Annotated in this window: 15 protein-coding genes; 5 read left to right on the top strand and 10 right to left on the bottom strand. The window is 65.4% G+C overall.

The genetic code is table 11. The features are described 5' to 3' along the window. Positions 1–133: 133 nt before the first annotated feature. The gene (locus AAA969_RS11590; RefSeq protein WP_338246220.1) at positions 134–682 is read right to left on the bottom strand and encodes a methyl-accepting chemotaxis protein; all 549 of its coding nucleotides are present in this window, start codon (positions 680–682) and stop codon (positions 134–136) included. Between the two features lie 158 nt (positions 683–840). On the opposite strand from AAA969_RS11590, the gene AAA969_RS11585 reads away from it, so the two are divergent. Further along, a complete protein-coding gene (locus tag AAA969_RS11585; protein ID WP_338246219.1) occupies positions 841–1,731 on the top strand; it encodes a thermonuclease family protein in 891 nt (296 codons plus the stop codon). Between the two features lie 286 nt (positions 1,732–2,017). Here AAA969_RS11585 and AAA969_RS11580 read toward each other — a convergent pair whose 3' ends face one another. The 7 genes from AAA969_RS11580 to AAA969_RS11550 all read right to left on the bottom strand — a co-directional run bounded on the left by AAA969_RS11580 (position 2,018) and on the right by AAA969_RS11550 (position 8,969). Further along, entirely contained in the window at positions 2,018–2,935 is a 918-nt protein-coding gene (locus AAA969_RS11580; protein ID WP_338246218.1) for an RNA polymerase factor sigma-32, read from the bottom strand. A gap of 517 nt (positions 2,936–3,452) precedes the next feature. Next, a complete protein-coding gene (locus tag AAA969_RS11575; protein WP_338246217.1) occupies positions 3,453–3,962 on the bottom strand; it encodes a CarD family transcriptional regulator in 510 nt (169 codons plus the stop codon). A 220-nt stretch (positions 3,963–4,182) separates the two neighbouring features. Then, positions 4,183–4,524 carry a ferredoxin FdxA gene (gene fdxA, locus AAA969_RS11570; protein WP_338246216.1) on the bottom strand — a complete coding sequence of 114 codons (342 nt, stop codon included), beginning with the start codon at positions 4,522–4,524 and terminating at the stop codon, positions 4,183–4,185. 63 nt (positions 4,525–4,587) lie between these two features. Next, positions 4,588–5,037 (bottom strand): TerB family tellurite resistance protein, encoded by a 450-nt coding sequence (locus AAA969_RS11565; protein WP_338246215.1) that lies wholly within the window; start codon positions 5,035–5,037, stop codon positions 4,588–4,590. After that, positions 5,030–5,338, bottom strand: a complete 309-nt coding sequence (locus AAA969_RS11560) for an RNA-binding S4 domain-containing protein (protein ID WP_338246214.1) — start codon at positions 5,336–5,338, stop codon at positions 5,030–5,032. The genes AAA969_RS11565 and AAA969_RS11560 overlap by 8 nt, the downstream gene beginning before the upstream one ends. Before the next feature lie 11 nt (positions 5,339–5,349). Further along, positions 5,350–8,082: a helicase-related protein gene (locus AAA969_RS11555; protein WP_338246213.1), complete on the bottom strand. Its 2,733-nt coding sequence runs from the start codon at positions 8,080–8,082 to the stop codon at positions 5,350–5,352. A 74-nt stretch (positions 8,083–8,156) separates the two neighbouring features. Then, positions 8,157–8,969 (bottom strand): DUF3108 domain-containing protein, encoded by an 813-nt coding sequence (locus AAA969_RS11550; RefSeq protein WP_338246212.1) that lies wholly within the window; start codon positions 8,967–8,969, stop codon positions 8,157–8,159. A gap of 190 nt (positions 8,970–9,159) precedes the next feature. Here AAA969_RS11550 and rpmB point away from each other — a divergent pair, with 190 nt between their 5' ends. From rpmB to AAA969_RS11530, 4 genes are all read left to right on the top strand, one after another. Further along, a complete protein-coding gene (gene rpmB, locus AAA969_RS11545; protein WP_338246211.1) occupies positions 9,160–9,444 on the top strand; it encodes a 50S ribosomal protein L28 in 285 nt (94 codons plus the stop codon). Positions 9,445–9,550: 106 nt separating this feature from the next. Continuing rightward, complete coding sequence (locus AAA969_RS11540) at positions 9,551–11,296, top strand: amidohydrolase (RefSeq protein ID WP_338246210.1); 1,746 nt, start codon at positions 9,551–9,553, stop codon at positions 11,294–11,296. Between the two features lie 124 nt (positions 11,297–11,420). Next, a complete protein-coding gene (locus AAA969_RS11535) occupies positions 11,421–12,530 on the top strand; it encodes a helix-turn-helix domain-containing protein (protein ID WP_338246209.1) in 1,110 nt (369 codons plus the stop codon). A gap of 125 nt (positions 12,531–12,655) precedes the next feature. Next, positions 12,656–14,365: a serine hydrolase domain-containing protein gene (locus tag AAA969_RS11530; RefSeq protein ID WP_338246208.1), complete on the top strand. Its 1,710-nt coding sequence runs from the start codon at positions 12,656–12,658 to the stop codon at positions 14,363–14,365. 15 nt (positions 14,366–14,380) lie between these two features. Here the strand turns inward: AAA969_RS11530 and AAA969_RS11525 are convergent, their stop codons facing one another. After that, positions 14,381–15,334: an esterase-like activity of phytase family protein gene (locus AAA969_RS11525; RefSeq protein WP_338246207.1), complete on the bottom strand. Its 954-nt coding sequence runs from the start codon at positions 15,332–15,334 to the stop codon at positions 14,381–14,383. 705 nt (positions 15,335–16,039) lie between these two features. After that, positions 16,040–17,938, bottom strand: a complete 1,899-nt coding sequence (gene cobT, locus AAA969_RS11520; RefSeq protein WP_338246206.1) for a cobaltochelatase subunit CobT — start codon at positions 17,936–17,938, stop codon at positions 16,040–16,042. Positions 17,939–18,044: the final 106 nt, after the last annotated feature.

Here is an 18,044-nt window from a genome sequence, read left to right as displayed (position 1 = left end):
GGTTGATCCGGTGGCCGTCGGATCAACGCTGCGAGCCGGGTGTCTCCGGCCATGACCGGCCTGACAAACAAAAAAAAGAGCGGGGCCATGCGGCGCCCGCTCCTCTTTGTCATCTGGCTGTCTGGCTGTGGCTCTAGCGGACGCGGTCGCGCAGCGAATTGAGTTGATGGGCGACTTCCTGTGTCGCCTGGGTCATCTGGTCGACGGCCACCTTGCCGCGGGCGACCGACTGGCCGGAGCCGCGGACGCCGTCGAGGATTTCCTTGACCTCACTGTCGAGCGCCGCGATCCGCGAGGCGATGTCCTCGGTGGCTTTCGCGGTCTGGCCGGCCAGGGCCTTGACCTCGCCGGCGACAACGGCGAAGCCGCGGCCGGCATCGCCGGCACGCGCCGCTTCGATGGTCGCGTTCAGGGCGAGGAGATTGGTCTGGCTGGCGATCGCCTCGATCGTCGACAGGATGGCATTGATGCGCTGGGAGGCATCGGTCAGGGCCTCGACCCGGCGCTCAAGCACCTGGCTGGACTCTTCGACCTGGTTCATCGCATCGCGGGCGACCTGGGCGGCCTCTGCGCCCTGGGAGGCGCGTGCGGCGGACTCGCCAACGGCTTCGGCGATCGCGTGGGTGTCGGCATTTCCGCCCGCAGGGGCAACGGTATCGTCGGTGTAGGCGTAGGCGTTCATCGGAGGGTGTCCCTGATTGACATGTCTTCCGCCAGACTTACCCGGAGATGGTAAACGGAACGGTAAAAGCCCGGCCGGCTTTGCCGCATCTTTTTTGGCGCGTGTCCTTGCTGCCTGCAACTAATGCGTGTATGTTCAGGATATAAGGAGATGAGGCCATGAAAAGCTTGTTTCTGCCTGTCCTGATTGTGCTCGTCTCAGGGCCGCTGGCCTGTGGTCCGTCGGCTGCCGTGCAGGACGCACTACACGGTCCGCAGCCGGCGGTCCGCGCGGAACCCGCTGGCGCAGCTGGTGAGACAGGGCGCTTCCTGGGACTCTCGGGCGCCTTGACCCTGTCGGTTGAGACAGCAGACGGGGTGATTGAGGTCCGCCTCGCGGAGATTGATACGCCGGTGCCCGAAGCCGCGTCGGCGCAGCTTGGGCTCTGGCTGGAGGGGGAAGAGGTCTCGCTGATCTATTCCGGCCTGCGCCGGGACCGCTATGACCGGGCACTGGCACAGGTCCGCACCAACGGGCTACGGGATGGCAGGCGGGATGAACAGCTGTCTGGCGATGACGGAGGCGCCGGTCCCTCGGATTGGCTGCAATACCGGCTCCTCGAAGCAGGCCTGGCCCGGGTCATGACCCATGCCGACAATCATGCCCACGCCACAGACCTGCTCGCGGTTGAAGCCCGCGCCCGATCGCAGGGTGTGGGCCTGTGGGGCGATCCGGCCAACCGGATCCGGGACAGCCATCCCGATGCCCTGGCCCAGGATGTCGGCAGCGCGCAGATCGTGAGCGGCCGCGTCCTCGACGCGGTCCAGCTGGACTCCGGCCGCATCTACCTCAATTTCGGCAATGATTATCGCACTGACTTTACGGTTCGCATCGACGCGGAAGATGCCGAGGCCTTCAGCGCGGCGGGTCTGTCACCCGACACGCTCGAAGGGCGCCGTGTCCGGGTGCGAGGCTGGCTGAGCGTTGAGAATGGTCCGATGATGACGCTGGACCATCCGGCTCGTCTGGAAGTCCTCGACGAGACGTCTGACCCGGTCATCGCGCGCTGACGCCTGGCGATGCGAATGGCTGCGGACCCGCCGGTCGCTTGGGGCGCGCAAACGGCTCAGGCCATGCGCCCGGGTTGGGCGCACGGCGCCGATGCCAAACTTGTCCGCGCACTCCGGGAGTTCGCCGCGGGTCGACCTCCAGCCCATCAAACACAACGGTAAGGTTGGCCAGAGCAAGCGGGCGGGCGGGCAGGCAGGCGGCCTCCGTCTTGAAGGACGAAGCGCCCTTGCGCGCCATAGCGGGACCCGCACCCGTCAGGCGGGGTCCCGGCTGGAAGGCGTGCGATCAGGCGCTGGGGATCAGGCCGGCTTCGACCGGGTCACCCACGGCGGCGCACAGATGATTGCGCAGCTTGTCGAGAGCCGCATTCTCGATCTGGCGCACACGTTCCTTGGAAATTCCCAGCGTCTGGCCGAGTGTCTCCAGGGTCGAGCCTTCCTCACTGAGGCGGCGTTCCCGGATGATGAATTGCTCGCGCGGATTGAGACCGTCAATCGCCTGGCCGAGCCAGGCCGAGCGACGCTCACTGTCGGTCTTTTCCATCACCTCCAGTTCCGGAGCGGCACTCTCGTCGACCAGGAAGTCCTGCCACTGCGACTGGTCCTCATCTCCCACGGGCGCATTGAGCGACCGGTCCGAGGCGCCAAGGCGCGTCACCATGGTGTCGACGTCGCTTTCGCGAACCCGCAGGTCCTTGGCGATCTGCTCCCGGTTCTCCGGGGTGATGGACATGCCATCCAGGTCGCCGATCCGCGCCCGCATCCGCCGCAGATTGAAGAAGAGTGATTTCTGGGCCGAGGTGGTGCCGGTCCGGACAATCGACCAGTTGCGCAAGACATAGTCCTGGATGCAGGAGCGGATCCACCAGGTCACATAGGTGGAAAAGCGGACATCGCGCTCCGGGTCGAAACGCTCGGCGGCTTTCATCAGGCCGATATTGCCTTCCTGGATCAGGTCGGAAAACGGCAGGCCATACCGGCGGAACTTGGCGGCGACCGCGATGACGAGGCGCATGTGAGCCTCAGTCAGAACGTGCAGGGCAGCCTCGTCGCGGTCATCTTTCCAGCGCCGGGCCAGATCGGACTCGTCTTCGCGCGACAAGAGCGGTCTGGACATGGCAGATTTCACGAAACGTTGCTCACCGGCATCACGTGCCTGGGACGATGTGGTGGAACGCGCAGTCACGGTCGGGCCGCTTGGCATGGTCTTCCTCCTTCGCTTCAGGGAGGCTTACGCCCGTACCGGGGTTTCGGATCACTGGCGCTGGTCGCGCGACTGCGCATGGCTGCGTCGCACGGGACCCGTACCGATACTGTTTCGAGGGTTGATCCGCTGGCTGGCTGGCTGGCAGGCCGAGCCGGTCCGGCCAGCGATGAGTTTTCCGTGGCCCGGATCGCGACAAGGCCCGTCAGGGAAGATGCGGTGAGGCTTTGAAGGATACGGCCAGCTGGCTGACAAGGGTTTCATGGATCTCTCCGCGACAGGCGCGAATGTTCAATCGGCGTGCAAAGTCGATGCCACCCCAACTCCCACCGTCATCCCCCGGTCGCGGCATCGCCGCGATCCGGGGGACCTCAGCGCTTCGGGTGCCGTGCGAAGCGGGAATAGTGAGGCGAGGGCGGCCAGATTGAGCGGAACGCGTTGAAAACCCGGCCCAAAACGAAAACGCCCGGCCAATAGCCGGGCGTTTCGCATCAGTCTCGCTGCTTGATCGGGTCGATCAGGCCGCAACCTTCTTGGCGAGCGAGTCGGACAGCATGACGCGGGCCGCCTCGTGCTCGATTTCCTCGACCGCGGCCAGTTCGCGAACCATCCGGTCGAGCGCGGACTCATAGAGCTGGCGCTCAGAATAGGATTGCTCCGGCTGGTCCTCGGCACGGTGCAGGTCGCGAACGACTTCGGCGATCTGGATCAGGTCGCCGGAATTGATCTTGGCTTCATACTCCTGGGCCCGGCGGCTCCACATGGTCCGCTTGACCTTGGCCTTGCCCTTCAGGGTCTTCAGCGCGTCCTTGACGATCCGGTCGCTGGACAGTGGCCGCATGCCGGATGCTTCGGTCTTGGCCGTCGGCACGCGCAGCGTCATCTTGTCCTGCTCGAAGGTGACGACATAAACTTCAATGTCGAACCCTGCGACGCTGTCTTTTTCAACGCCCGTCACGCGGCCGACGCCGTGCGCGGGATACACAATAAAGTCGCCCTTTTTGAAAGACTTGTCGTTTTTCGTCATGGATGCTCTCTCGTTGGGCCCTGCTGCCACGGAAACGCAAAAGCTCGCAGATCGCTCTCAAAGAAATTCCGGCACCCATCCGGCTCCGAGATCGAAAATTCTGCGCGCAAATCACCGTGTAGAAAGGCAGGTGGCGCGACAGGCGCTACCCATCAATGTGAATAACATACCACAAAATTCGGCGTTTTCCAAACGGTAGGGTTCGGTTAACCCGATCCGGCTAGTCGCCCGTGCCCGGTTTTTCCGAGAAGTATTTCTCGAATTTTCCGGTCTCTTCCGCCATCGCATCGGCGTCGGCGGGGGCGTCCTTGCGGAGCGTGATATTGGGCCAGGACTCGGCAAATTTCGAGTTGATGGCCAACCACTTGCCGTCCTTGTCGTCCTCGGTGTCGGGCTTGATCGCCTCGACCGGACATTCCGGTTCGCAGACACCGCAATCGATGCATTCGTCCGGATGGATCACGAGAAAATTCTCGCCCTCGTAAAAGCAGTCAACGGGGCAGACTTCCACGCAGTCCGTATATTTGCAGCGCACGCACGCGTCGGTGACAATATAGGTCATGTTGGCCGTGGTCAGATCTGGGACAAGGTTGCTGCCGGGACATGGGCTGCGACGGGTTTTTTGTCAACGGGTCCGCAGTCGCGCTTCTGCACGTGTGCGCGCGAAGATGCGGTCGCGGTCCTCGACCGCAAGCAGCGGCCCGATGCGCCGGATGAAGGCGTCCTCGAAGGGCGATTTCTCGCCATCGGCCAGCGCCACCAGCCATAATTGCTCGACCAGGGAGATCCGCTCCTGCCGTGACAGGCAGGCTTTCACCACCTTGGTGAAGCGGTGATGGTCAATGGCGCTCTCGGCGAGCTCCTCGCCCTGCTCGAGCACATGCGCCACCCGGGCCTCGGACAGGCCGAAGGCGCCAGACAGGATGACGCGGATCTGGTCCTGCTCGCAATCGGCATAGATACCGTCAGCCAAGGCCGCCTCGACCAGCAGGGCGCAGGCGGCGATATGGGGATCGGTCTCAGGCCGCAGGTCGGCTTCGGCCGGAGCGAAGAAGTTTCGGATGGCGTCAAACATGGCTCTCTTCCGTCTGTTCGTCGTCGACTGATCGATAGAGCTGCTGGGCTTCTGCCGCTGGCCCGCGGCGTGTGCCCAGGGCCAGGATTTCAAGCTGCACGATCCGGCCATTGCGGGGCAGGGTCAATATGTCACCTGCGCGCACCAGGGTCGCCGGCTTGTTGATGCGCCGGGTGGTCCCGGCGCTGGTCAGTCGCATCCGGCCCTTGGAGACCGTGGTGGTGGCCAGGCTGCGCGTCTTGAACTGGCGCGCATGCCAGAGCCAGATATCGATCCGCAGGCCTTCGCCCATCTCGCTCATGGATGCGCCTTTTAGTCCTGCGGGTCCGCGGTCGGCTTGGCCGCCGCTTCGTTTGCCGGGGTCTGATCGCTTGTGGCGGCCGGCTCGGTCTTCTGGGTCTGCTCGCCTTTCGGAGTCTGCTCGCTTTTCTGGGCGTGTCCTGCGGCCTTGCGCCGGCGCTTACGGGCCGGGCGCGGCTTGCGCTCGGGCGGCGCGGTGAGCGTCAACGCCGCAAGGGCAGCAAACGGGCTGTCCGACAGATCCGGGGGTGGCGCCGTGACCACCGGTTTGCGTTCGGCCGACGGGCGTGGCCCGGCATGCTTGCGACGACGCCGGTCCCAGCGCTCGCCCTCGGCTTTCTCCGGATCCGGACCCTTCTGGATGCGGCGATAGCCGAGCGCGGTCAGTGTGCCGCGCAGATCCTCGACCGAACAGCCCAGCAGGGCCGTCATGTCGGCGGTCAGCGGGAAGCCCTGGCCTTCATCCTTGCCGGCTTCGCGCAGCGTGTCGGCGAGCCGCTCCAGCATGTCGAAACGGACCGCGCGCGGTCCGCAAGGCTGAAAGCCGACGGCGGCGTAGTCGGCGCGACTGCGAGAGCGGTCATTGGCGATCGAGGTCAGGCCGGGGGCCGGCATCCAGGCGAGATCGGTCCGACCGGCCGCCACCGCGTGCAGCAGGGCGTTGAGCCGGGCCGGGGCCGGTTTGACCAGTTCAGGGACATAGATCATGTGCTCGCCGATCCGCACGCCGGCGGCGCGCAGCGAACGCCGCTCGACCTGGGACAGGTTGCGCACATCATCGCTGATGGTCAGGCGGGGCAGGGCGCCGCCGGCTTCATAGAGGCGCCAGGCGAGGCCGCGGGCGAGACCGGGCATGTCGTCGGACTGACCGGCATCGCGCAGCTTGAAGAGCGATGCCAGCTGGGTCTCGATATAGCTGGCCACGCGGGCCTCGAGGCCGGCGCGGGCGCGAGACTGGGTCTCGGGAGCGCCGAGATCGCCACCGATCAGTTTGACGGCGGGCTTGAGAGGCGTCGGGCCCGGGATGAGCTGGGCGACGGTCTCGCCATTCCAGCTGATCTGCCCGTCATCGGAAAAAGTGATGTCGTCCATGGTCGTCTTCGCCAGGGCTCCCAGCCGTCTGTTGATCTCAGGGCGCAACGCACGCAGCGCTGCCGATTTCAGGGTCCGGGCTTCCAGTTCGCGACCCTGGACGTCCGGTTTGAAGGTCAGGCCGGCCAGACGACCGACGAAATGGCCTTCTACCGTAACCTCCCCATTGCTGGCGACCCCGGCCAGCAAATCTCTTTCATCGCGCAGCCCTTTGACGAGCGCGCTGGTGCGGCGATCGACGAAGCGCTGCATCAGGCGTTCGTGCAGGGCGTCGGACAGCCTGTCCTCGATCTCGCGGGTCACACCGCGCCAGTGCGTCGGGTCGCGGGTCCAGTCCGAGCGGTGCGCCGCATAGGCCCAGGTGCGGACATGGGCGAGACGGGCGGCGAGCGCATCGACATCGCCCGAGGTCTTGCGGAAACGCTCAAGCTGACCGGCCATCCAGTCGTCCGGCAGCCGGTCGCCCGGTCCGGTCAGGTGGAGAAAGATCGTCTTGATCAGGCGCGCATGGGCGTCCAGCGTCGCCTTGCGGAAATCGGGCAGGCGGCAGGCATCCCAGAGGCGGCTGACGCCGGCCGGTGAGGTGACCCGATCGCGGATCTCGCGATCGGTGGCCAGAACACCCAGCGCCTTTTCGTCCGACGCCTCGCCGACCCGTTCCAGCATCCGGTCGCGCGACGGCTTGCCGAGCGTGAATTGCAGCGCCTCCAGCGAGCGCTCATCGAGATCGGGGTTGCGCCATTGCAGTTTCTCGACCGGCGCGAAGCGGTGATGCTCGACGGCCTCGACGAGATCGGGATCAAACGCCCGGCAGTCAGCTGTCTCGCCAAAGCTTCCGTCATTGCGGAAGCGACCGGCGCGGCCGGCGATCTGGGCCAGTTCGGCTGCGGTCAGACGTCGCCGGCGGCGACCGTCAAACTTGCGGCTCTCGGCGAAGGCGACATGGTCGATATCCATGTTCAGCCCCATGCCGATGGCATCGGTGGCGACCAGGAAGTCGACCTCGCCGGACTGGTAGAGCTCGACCTGGGCATTGCGGGTGCGCGGCGACAGCCCGCCCATCACCACCGCCGCCCCGCCGCGGCGGCGGCGCAGCAGCTCGGCGATCGCGTAGACGGCCTCGGCCGAGAAGGCGACCACAGCCGAGCGCCTTGGCAGGCGGGTGAGCTTGGCCGGGCCGGTATAGCTGAGCTGCGAGAAGCGCTCCCGGAAGGTGATCTCGGCCTCGGGGACGAGCTCGCGGACCATGCGGTACATGGTCCCGGCACCCAGCAGCATGGTCTCCTCGGTGCCCCGTGCCCGCAGCAGCCGGTCGGTGAAGACATGGCCGCGTTCCGGGTCGGCGCCGAGCTGGATCTCGTCAATCGCGACGAAGGCGACGCGCTTCTCGACCGGCATGGACTCGACCGTGCAGATGAAATAGCGCGCCGAGGGCGGGACGATCTTTTCTTCGCCGGTGATCAGGGCCACGGCACTCATGCCCTTGGCCTTGACCACCCGGTCATAGATTTCCCGTGCCAGCAGGCGCAGGGGCAGGCCGATCATGCCGGACGACCGCCCAAGCATGCGCTCGACGGCCAGATGGGTCTTGCCGGTATTGGTCGGACCGAGGGCGGCGGTAATCTGGCCCGGGTCGTTGCGGTGGGATGCCATGCCGCAACTCCTTCACACGCGCGTGCAGTCCCCAGACCTAGGCAATCCGGTGGCCGTTGGCGAGGGGCGAGCGGTCAATTTTCCTCGATGGAGCGGGCAACCACAGTGACACCGCCAAACCCGGCATTGGTCCGGATCCGCACCGGGATGTGGATGTCGCCGCCATGCACCGGAGCGAGCCAGAAGGTGATCGGCCGGCTGATATCGTCGGCGCTGGGGAATTCGTCCGCCTCATAGCCCGCGATCGGTTCGTAATAGGCGTGACAGACCACAGCCTCGCCGGACCAGGCGCGGGTGCGCACGCGGTCCGTACCGCCATCTTCGAAGCGCAGGTTATAGCGGGCGCGACCGTCGAAGACCGGCAGGGTCCCCTCGCAATGGGATTGCCCGCGGGCGACCGCTCCCAGACCCATCGACAGGAGTGTCGACAGCGGATCGGCCGCGCCGGCGCGTTCCGCGTCGGTGGCCGGCGGTTCACCCATCGAACCGAAGGGCGGGTTGATATCGGGCGTGGCGACACCGTCCGGGAAGTCGATGGCCACCACGCGGTTCTTTGAGCTGGCGTGGTTGAGGTGGCTGTAATGCCAGGGGCGCAGCGCGACGCCATCGCGATAGCCACTGACACCGGCCTCGATGTCGGCATCGCTGAACAGAGCGGCCAGGCCGGCGGTCGTGAAACGGGCCGACGCCTGATAGGTGTCTTCGGCGAATTGTCCGGAGACCACGATATTCGCGACCTGGAAGACCATCACCGATCCGGCATACTGGACCGTGACATTCTGGGAAGTCGCTGCTGAAACAGGAATCGCCGCGTCATCGCCGGACGCGGTCGCCGAGCAGGCCAGAAGGCCCGCGGCCATCGCCCCGTAAATCCAAGTCTTTTTCACGCTAAACTCTCCTGATCTGAGCCCCCAAGGCCCTAACCCATTTGTCCAGACTACTGCAATAACTGATCGAAACCCGCTGCAAGATGAACGCGGCAAGCTTGACGTTCCGCCCTGGCTCCTTTAGATCGCCCGCTCTCGCATTGGTCGCAATACCAGTGCGCACGGATTCTTATATGTGAAAGGTGCGACTATGGCGCGTCGCTGCGAATTGACCGGCACGGGTGTTTTGACGGGAAACAACGTCTCCCACGCTCAGAACAAGTCCCGCCGCCGTTTCCTGCCGAACCTGTGCGATGTGACCCTGGCTTCCGAGAAGCTTGGTCGCAATTACAAACTGCGCATTGCGGCCAAGGCCCTGCGTTCGGTTGACCATGTCGGTGGGCTTGATGCCTTCCTCCTCAAGGCCCGTGACGAGAAGCTCTCGGACAAGGCCCTGAAGATCAAGCGCGACCTGAAAAAGGCTCTGGTGGCGTAAGCAACCGGACGACCTGATGACATTCCAACGCCCGCGGCCTGCCGCGGGCGTTGTCGTGTGCGCAATCGCGCTATAGCCTCCTCGCAACACGCGGGGAGGCTTTTTTATGCGCACCACTTCATGGATGATTTCACTGGCGGTCCTGGCACTGGCCGGCTGCGGCCAGAGCGACGTCACTGAGCCTGCGGTTGACGGCGCCGGTGCGGATGCCCGGGGTGAAAACGTCGCCGATCTGGTGATCTGGGGCGGACCGATCTACACCGCGCTTGATGACACCCCGCAGGTCGAGGCGGTCGCCGTGCGCGATGGCCGGATCGCCTTTGCCGGTCCCGAGGATGCGGCCCAGGCCTGGCTTGGCGAAGAGACCCGTCTTGTCGACCTCAATGGCACGGCGATGTATCCCGGCTTCACGGACAGCCATATCCACGTCTTCGGCGTCGGCCAGCGTGAGCGCATCCTCAATCTCGATGACGTCACCTCGGTCGCCGACCTTGTCTCCCGCGTCGAGATCGCGCTGGAGGGCGTCCCGGAGGGGGCGACCCTGACCGGGCGCGGCTGGATTGAGACCCATTGGCCGGAAGGCCGCTTCCCGACCCGTCAGGATCTCGACGCGGTCTCACCGGACAATCCGGTCATTCTCAGACGGGCCGACGGCCATGCCCTGGTGGCCAATTCGGTGGCGCTCGAGGCTGTTGGCGTGACCCGGGACAGCGTTGCGCCGTCGGGCGGTGAAATCCTGTTCGACAGCGACGGCGATCCGACCGGCATCCTTGTTGATACGGCCATGGGAGCGGTCAGCTCGCTGATCACCCCGCCATCCGGCGAAGAAGCCGCGGAGATCTATGTCGAGGGTGCCGAGCGTCTCGTCAGCCTCGGCTGGACCGGTGCCCACGACATGTCGGTGCCGTGGAGTTCTGTGGAGATGATCGAGGGCCTGGCCGAAGCCGGTCGCCTGCCGCTTCGGACCTATTTGTCGGTCGGACCGGAAGGCTATGCGCCGCTGGCAGCCGGTGGTCGCCGCGATGTCGCCGATGGCCGGGTCATTACCCGCGCCGTGAAACTCTATATGGACGGGGCGCTGGGCTCGCGCGGCGCCGCCCTCCTCGAACCCTATTCCGATCGCCCGGAATCCTCCGGCCTGGCCATCGCCGAAGCCGACGAGACCACGGGCCTGTTCACCCAGGCCCTGCGCGACGGCATCCAGATGAATGTCCATGCCATTGGCGACCGCGGCAATCGCTACCTGCTCAACTGGGTCGAGGAAGCCCTCGCCCAAGTGCCCGAGGAGGAGCGCGCCATCGCGGACTTCCGCTGGCGTGACGAGCACAGCCAGATCATTGATCCGGCCGATATTCCGCGCTTCGCCGAACTCGGCGTGATTGCCTCTTTCCAGCCCTCGCACGCCATCGGGGATCTGCACTTCGCGCCCGACCGCCTCGGCGATGAGCGCCTGGTCGGTGCCTATGCCTGGCAGAGCCTGCTCGATGCCGGCGCCCACATCACCGGCGGTTCCGATGCCCCGGTCGAGCAGGGTGACCCGCGCATCGAGTTTTACGCCGCCGTCGCCCGTGCCGACCTGTCAGGTTTCCAGGGCGAGAACTGGCATCCCGAGGAAGCCCTGTCGCGCGAGGATGCGCTCAAATTCTTCACCGCCTGGCCGGCCTATGCCTCTTTCCGCGAGGACGATCTCGGCACCATCGCGGTTGGCATGCGCGCCGATTTCACCATCTTCTCCGAGGACATCATGACCATCCCGGCCGCCGACATCCTGAGCGTCGAGCCATGGATGACCGTGGTCGATGGCGAGGTGGTGTTCGAGAGCCCGGACAGTTTCCACAATGGCGGCGAATAGGGTCCTCTCTTCCTGATGGGCCAATCCGCCCGCTGTCCGGAGCCCGGCTGCCTCGGTATCGCAGGGCCGGGCTCATGAAGGAGTGCCGGTCATAGACCTCACATTGGGTACATTCTTCGGGGTCATGTCGATCCTGATCAGCTTCCTCTGCTTGCTGCTGGCCGGGTTCTTGTTGACCGTGCCCACAGTGCGCAGGCTGCCGAACAGCTTGCTCGCGGTCTTCCTGCTGCTGACGGCGATCGAGCTGAGCGGTTGGCTGTGGGTCAATCCGGGCAATGTCAATTCCTGGCTCAACGGCGTCAGGGAGGCGCTCGGCTTTCTCCAGATGCCGGTCTTCTTCGGCTTCTTCGTCTCGTCCTGCTATTCGGACGTCGCTCCGAGGCGTCGCGATCTCCTGCACCTCGTGCCCTTCCTGATCGCGCTCGTGCTGGTCATGCCGGGCAGTCAGATCCCCTTCATGCCAGTGTCCGGAGCCGAAGCCGGAGCCGGGCTGCGCCTCACCGAGCTGGAAGCCGATGCGCTGTGGATCGGCAGCCATCTCCAGTATTACGGCTATATGAGCGCCGTGCTGGCGGTCCTGTGGCAGTTCCGCAGGCTGTTTCGCGAACATCATTCCGGCGCGCGATCCGAGATGCTGATCTGGCTGACCCAGTTGGCGGCGGTCTCCTTGATCGCGCACACGCTCATCCTGGTGCGCAATCTTCTCAGCTACACGACAGCGAGCCATCTGGTGCTGGCCCTGCAGGTTTTCGGTGCGCTTCTGGCGCTGGCGATCACAACCTGGATCGCCTTGAAGTCGCTCCTCCAGCCGCACCTGTTCCGCGATGTCGACCGGCGCGTGCTGGCGCTTGGAAAGCAGCGGAGCGAGGGCGGGTCGGGGCAAGAGCCGGATGCCCGGCAGCAACAGGTCGAGACGTTGCTGGCCTTCATGGACGCGCACGAGCCGTATCTGAATCCGCGACTGAGTCTGGCCGCCCTGGCCGATCAGATCGCCATGACGCCGCGCGAAGTATCCGAACTGCTCAACCAGTCGACCGGGATGCATTTCTTCGATTTCGTGAATGGCTACCGGGTCAGGAAAGCCCAGGACCTGCTCCTCGCCACGCCGCGGCAGTCGGTGCTCGAAATCCTCTACGCGGTCGGCTTCAACTCCAAATCCTCGTTCAACACCGCCTTCCGCAAACATGCAGGCCTGACCCCGAGCGCCTATCGTGCGCGCGGACCGGAAGCGTGAGGACCACGTTCGGGTAAGCGCCCGACGGTCCGACTTTCGGCAAAACGGTTCGACTTCACGAAGTCGGTCGAGGCCCGTCACCCGCTCCGGCATTGATGACCCCACACAAGACGAGGGGTCCCATCATGTTTGCCAATCTACCCGCCGCCCATCTCATGGGCGCTGTCCTCAGCCTCACACTGAGCGCCTGCAGCCTGTCCGAACCCGGACCGAGTTTCGTTGACGAGCCGGTGACGCAGGCCGCTCAGGCCCTTGTCGAGCCCTGGGTCTCCGGGACGGCGCCGGGTGTCGCCGTAGCGGTCGCGCTGGACGGCGAGCTTGTCTGGGCGCGTGGTGCCGGCTTGGCCAATCTCGAGCATGCCGTCCCGATTGCGCCGGAGACCGTGTTCCAGGTTGCCTCGGTCTCCAAGCAATTCACCGCTTTCGCGGTCCTGTTGCTGGCCTCCGAGGGCGCGATCTCGCTCGATGATGATATCCGCGATTACATTCCCGAACTCGCCGCACCGCCGCAAACCATCACCGTGCGCCATCTGCTCGACCATGCGGGCGGGCTGCGTGAGCAGGGCACGCTGACGGCCATGGCCGGATGGCTCGATGATGACATCCGGACCCGCGACCAGCAGCTCGACCTGAATGCCCGCCAGCGCGGTGTGAATTTCCCGGCGGGAAGCGAGATCGAATACAGCAATACCGGCTATACGCTGCTCGCAGAGATCGTCGCGCGGGTCTCGGGCCTGTCCTTCGACGCCTTCACCCGGACCCGCATGTTCGAGCCTCTCGGCATGACGGCAACGCGGTTTCATGGCGACCGAAACGCCCTCATTCCCGATCGGGCAACATCCTACTTCCCGTCCGGTGACAGTTTCGCCCCGATCATCTCGGCGGGTGAAACCATCGGCTCGACCGGTCTCTATACCAACGCGCTGGATCTGCTGACCTGGAGCCGGAATTTCGAGACACGGCAGGTCGGGAGCGATTTTGTGTTCGAGCAGATGGCCGAACGCAACCACGCCAGCAATGGAGATGTGGCGGTCTTTGGCCGCGGCCAGGAGCGGCGTATGGTCAACGGGCTGGAGACCTGGTCCCATGGTGGCCGCGATGACGGATACCGCTCCTTCGTCCTGCGCGTCCCGGAACATGGCTTTGCCCTGTCAATTCTCAGCAACCGGACCGACTTCGATACCGCGGCTCTCGCCTTTGACCTGGTCGAGCTGTTTCTGGGCGATGCCCCGGAGTATCAGCCGGAGACCAGAGCGGACTGGGCAGAAGCCACCCGGGCAGAGCTGGAGCCGTATGCCGGACACTACGAGATCTATCCGGGTGTCATTTTTACGATCTCCGCCGATGATGACGGCTTGAAATTCGCCCAATTCGGGGTGCCGGGCGGTGAGGCCGTCACCCTCCCGCAAATCGGCCCGCGTGAGTTCCAGCTCTCGGCCGCGACGGATATCGCCCTGGTATTCGAGGCGCCGGAAATCGGGCCGTCGCAGGGCCTGGACTATCGTATCGGTCTGCACGGCATGATACCCGGCCGGCGCATCGAACTGGCCCCGTTTGACCCGGCCTCGGTGAGCCTGGCCGACTATACCGGCCTTTATGAAAGCGACGAGCTGGCCACACGCTATGTGTTGACCGTGCAGGACGGCGTTCTGGTCGCCGATCATGCGCGTCGCCCGGCGTTCAGCTTCACGCCCTATCAGGTCGACACTTTCCTCTCCCTGTCGGGCCCGCTTCAGGCTGTAACCTTCACTCGCGATGGCAATCGCCAAGTGTCGGGCATGCTCGCCTCGGCCGCGCTGGCCGAAAACATCCGGTTTGAACGGGTCACACCGTGACCGGAACGGCGCGCCTCAATTGACCGCGAAGGCCAGCACCAGCGTTCTCTGTGCGCGGTTGTAATTGTCGTCCGAGACCATCAGCAGGATGGTCCGGCCATCATGCTCGAGAACGGCGAGGCCCTCGAAATTGTCGACGGCCTTGCCGGCTTCCAGCGTGCCGAGCAGCTCGGGCTGGATGGGGGCCTGCCCGCCGGCCTCCAGCGCCCCGGCGTCAAAGCGCAGGATGCGGATCCGATTGCCAATGCCGGTCTGCCAGAAGCGTTCCAGCGCATAGACGGCACCGTCATGGTAATCGAGGGCCGTCAGGCCGTAGTCAGGCTCGGCCGCCAGCTGCGCCTCACGCCAGGTGTCGCCGTCCCGGGTCCATAGCGCATGGCTCCCCCCATCGCCGTCCTCGACGCCCGCCAGCAGGCGTCCGCCGGGCAGAGCGGTCAGGCCTTCCATGCCGCCATTATTGGAAAAGCCCGAGGCGCCGGGTGGAGCGGGAAACGCGACCCCGACACTGTCCAGCCCGCCCCAGTCGTCACCGAGCGCATAGGTATTGATGCGGTGGTCCCGCTCAAAGCTGACCGCGTAGACGCCGTTGCCAAGAAAGGCGAGCGCTTCGCTGTCGGCAGCCGCGCCGTCGAGGGGGCGGCCGTCGCGGGACAGTATCGGGGCGATGGCGATATCACCGACGCTGAACGTCCCGTAGGTCTCACTCCAGCCAAAGCGGGCGGTCATCCAGTAGGCGCTGTCGGAGACGGCGATCAGGCGCGTCCCATCCGCTGAAATGCCCAGCGCCGAGAAGCCGCCAAAGCGGTTGTCGGGATGGGACAGCTCGACACCGCCCAGATAGGTCAGCTGGTCCAGATCCGTGCGCTCAGGCTCCGCATCGTAAAGCGCGACCGGCAGGGCGAGGCTCCGGGTGAGGTCCGCGCCGGGCGAGCAGGCCGCGAGCAGGACAAGCAGGGGGAGAAGGCGCATCGGGGATCGAAATGAGGACATGTAACCCGGTTCCAGCACGCAAGGCCTGACACGCCACCGGGCGCATCCCGATCCACGGATCGCTTGCCCGCCAGCAGGCCGTATCCGGATCATCAGGTCAAGGGTGTGTCTGTTTGACGCCATCCGCTTTTCATCCCGGATGCAGGCTGCGGGGCGCTCTCCACCACGTTACTCTGCGTTATCCCCCGCTCCAGCGCCCTTCCTTCTCCCTTGGGAGAAGGTGTCCCGGAGGGGCGGATGAGGGGGATTCTCCGGGAAATACCGGGGTTTACCCCCCACCCTGACCCTCTCCCCAGGGAGAGGGAATTCGCCTCGCCGACAAAACTTATCCGCCCCCTTCCCGCATCGCCGATAATGCCTGCGGTTTTCGGGACGGGAGGCGCGAGCTCAGTCACTTGTGCCCGGAAACGTGCGGAGCCTGTCCGCGTACGGGGGTGACATCCCGATACTCCGGCAGGGCGTGCGACATGGTCGCGGGGCACTAAACGACCGACCCCATCTACCTGTCGCGTTGGAATCGGGGGCGAGAGCGTCCGGGAAAACTCCGCGTGCGGGATGCTTGTCGAAGCTACCCTCATAAATACAGCGCTTTATCGGCTCCGGCCGGCATCCCGCTCCCTCCTCTGCCCAAACCGCCAGGCGCCAAGCGTCGTGGCGATCTCGGTGTTTGGGTTCGGGCCTGGGTCAGGCGCGGCGCGTGACCCCGGCGAAGTCGGTGCGCTTCAGGCCGGGTCGACCGGAGGAGACGCTCGAGCCCTTGCCGCCATCCTCGTCGAACAGGGCGGCGAGCTGGTCGGTCATGGCGCCGCCGAGTTGTTCGACGTCATTGATGGTGACCGCGCGGCGATACCAGCGGGTGACGTCATGGCCGATGCCGATGGCGAGCAGTTCGACTTCCGAGCGGGTCTCGATCATGGCGATGGTCTCGCGCAGATGGCGTTCCAGATATCCGGCGGAATTGGCCGACTGGGTGCCGTCATCGACCGGGGCGCCGTCCGAGATCACCATCATGATGCGGCGTTGTTCGGGTCGCGCGGCCATCCGTTTCCAGGCCCAGAGCAGGGCCTCGCCATCGATGTTTTCCTTCAGGAGGCCCTCGCGCATCATCAGGCCGAGATTGACCCGGGCCCGGCGCCAGGGCGTGTCGGCGGCCTTGTAGATGATATGGCGCAGATCATTGAGGCGGCCCGGGTTGGGCGGCTTGCCCTCGGCCAGCCACTGCTCCTTCGAGCGTCCGCCTTTCCAGGCCTTGGTGGTGAAGCCGAGGATCTCGGTCTTCACGCCGCAGCGTTCCAGAGTGCGGGCGAGGATATCGGCGCAGGCGGCTGCGACCATGATCGGACGGCCGCGCATGGAGCCGGAATTATCCAGGACAAGGGTGACGATGGTATCGCGGAATTCGGTGTCGCTCTCTTGCTTGTAGGACAGCGGCAGGGTCGGGTCGGCAATGACCCGGGCGAGGCGGGAGCCGTCCAGCACGCCTTCCTCGAGGTCGAACATCCAGGCGCGTTCCTGCTGCGCCATCAGGCGGCGCTGGAGCCGGTTGGCGAGGCGGCCGACGACCTGGTCGAGACCCTTGAGCGTGTTGTCGAGATATTTGCGGAGGCGCTCGAGTTCCTCACTGTCGCACAGGTCAGAGGCCTGGATGACCTCGTCGAACTCGCGCGTGAAAACCTTGTAGGCATTGGCATTGGCGTCATTGACGGGCTGCCAGTTTGGACGCATCGAGGTCTGCGCCGCGCCCTCGTCATCCATCGCATCGACGCGGGTTTCGGCATCATCGGTGTCGGCGTTGATCTCTTCCTCGTCTCCCGCCGTACCGGCCGCGTCCGGCGTGTCGGGCTGCTCGCCCTGGCTGCCGTCATCGTCCTCGTCGTCGCCGGTTCTTTCCTCGCGATCGACGCCTTCATCATCATCGTCGGGATTGTCGGAGTCCTCTGGATCGCCGCCGAGTTCGTCGGACAGGTCGAGATCCTGGATGACGGTGCGCAGCAGTTCGGCAAAGGCGAGCTGGTCGTCGGCATTCTCGGCGAGGGCGTCGAGCGAGAGGCCGGCGACGCTTTCCATCTGGTCACGCCAGAGCCCCATCAGACCAGCGGCCTCCGGCGGTGCCGGGTTACCCGAGATGCGCTCGCGAACCAGCAAGGCGAGGGCTTCTTCCATCGGGGCGGCCTGGCGATCCTCGACCCGCTGCCAGCCTTTCTGGCGGCAACGCATGGCCAGGGCCGCGTCCAGATTGCCGGCCATGCCGCGCATGTTCCTGGCGCCAAGCGCTTCGACGCGGGCCTGTTCAGCGGCATGGAAAATCGCCCGTGCCGTGGCGCCAGGCGGCAGCGCCCGCATGTGGGCGGCCTCGTCATGATGGGCCAGCCGCAGGGCCAGCGCATCGGCCCGGCCCCGGACCGCCGCGGCGGCCTCGGATGAGGGTTCGCTTCCCGGATTGGGCAGGACCATGCGCCCCCCCGACAGGCCGGCAATTTCGCCGCCGAAGCGCACGTCAAGGTCCCGGTCGCCGGCAATGGCGCGGGTGGTGATGGACAGGGCGCGCTTGAAGGCGTCCGGATCGGAAGGCGGCTCACTCATAGCCGTGAACCTAGCCGATTGATCGCGGAAATCGAGCCGTCAGGGCCATTGATTGCCAGTCGCGCTGCAGCGGCCGCCGCGGCGCGTCGTCAACCTCTTGCTAACC

Origin of the sequence: Maricaulis maris (assembly GCF_036322705.1) — a bacterium.
GTDB classification, from domain to species: Bacteria; Pseudomonadota; Alphaproteobacteria; order Caulobacterales; family Maricaulaceae; genus Maricaulis; species Maricaulis maris_B.
This window is presented reverse-complemented; position numbering and strand designations above follow the sequence as displayed.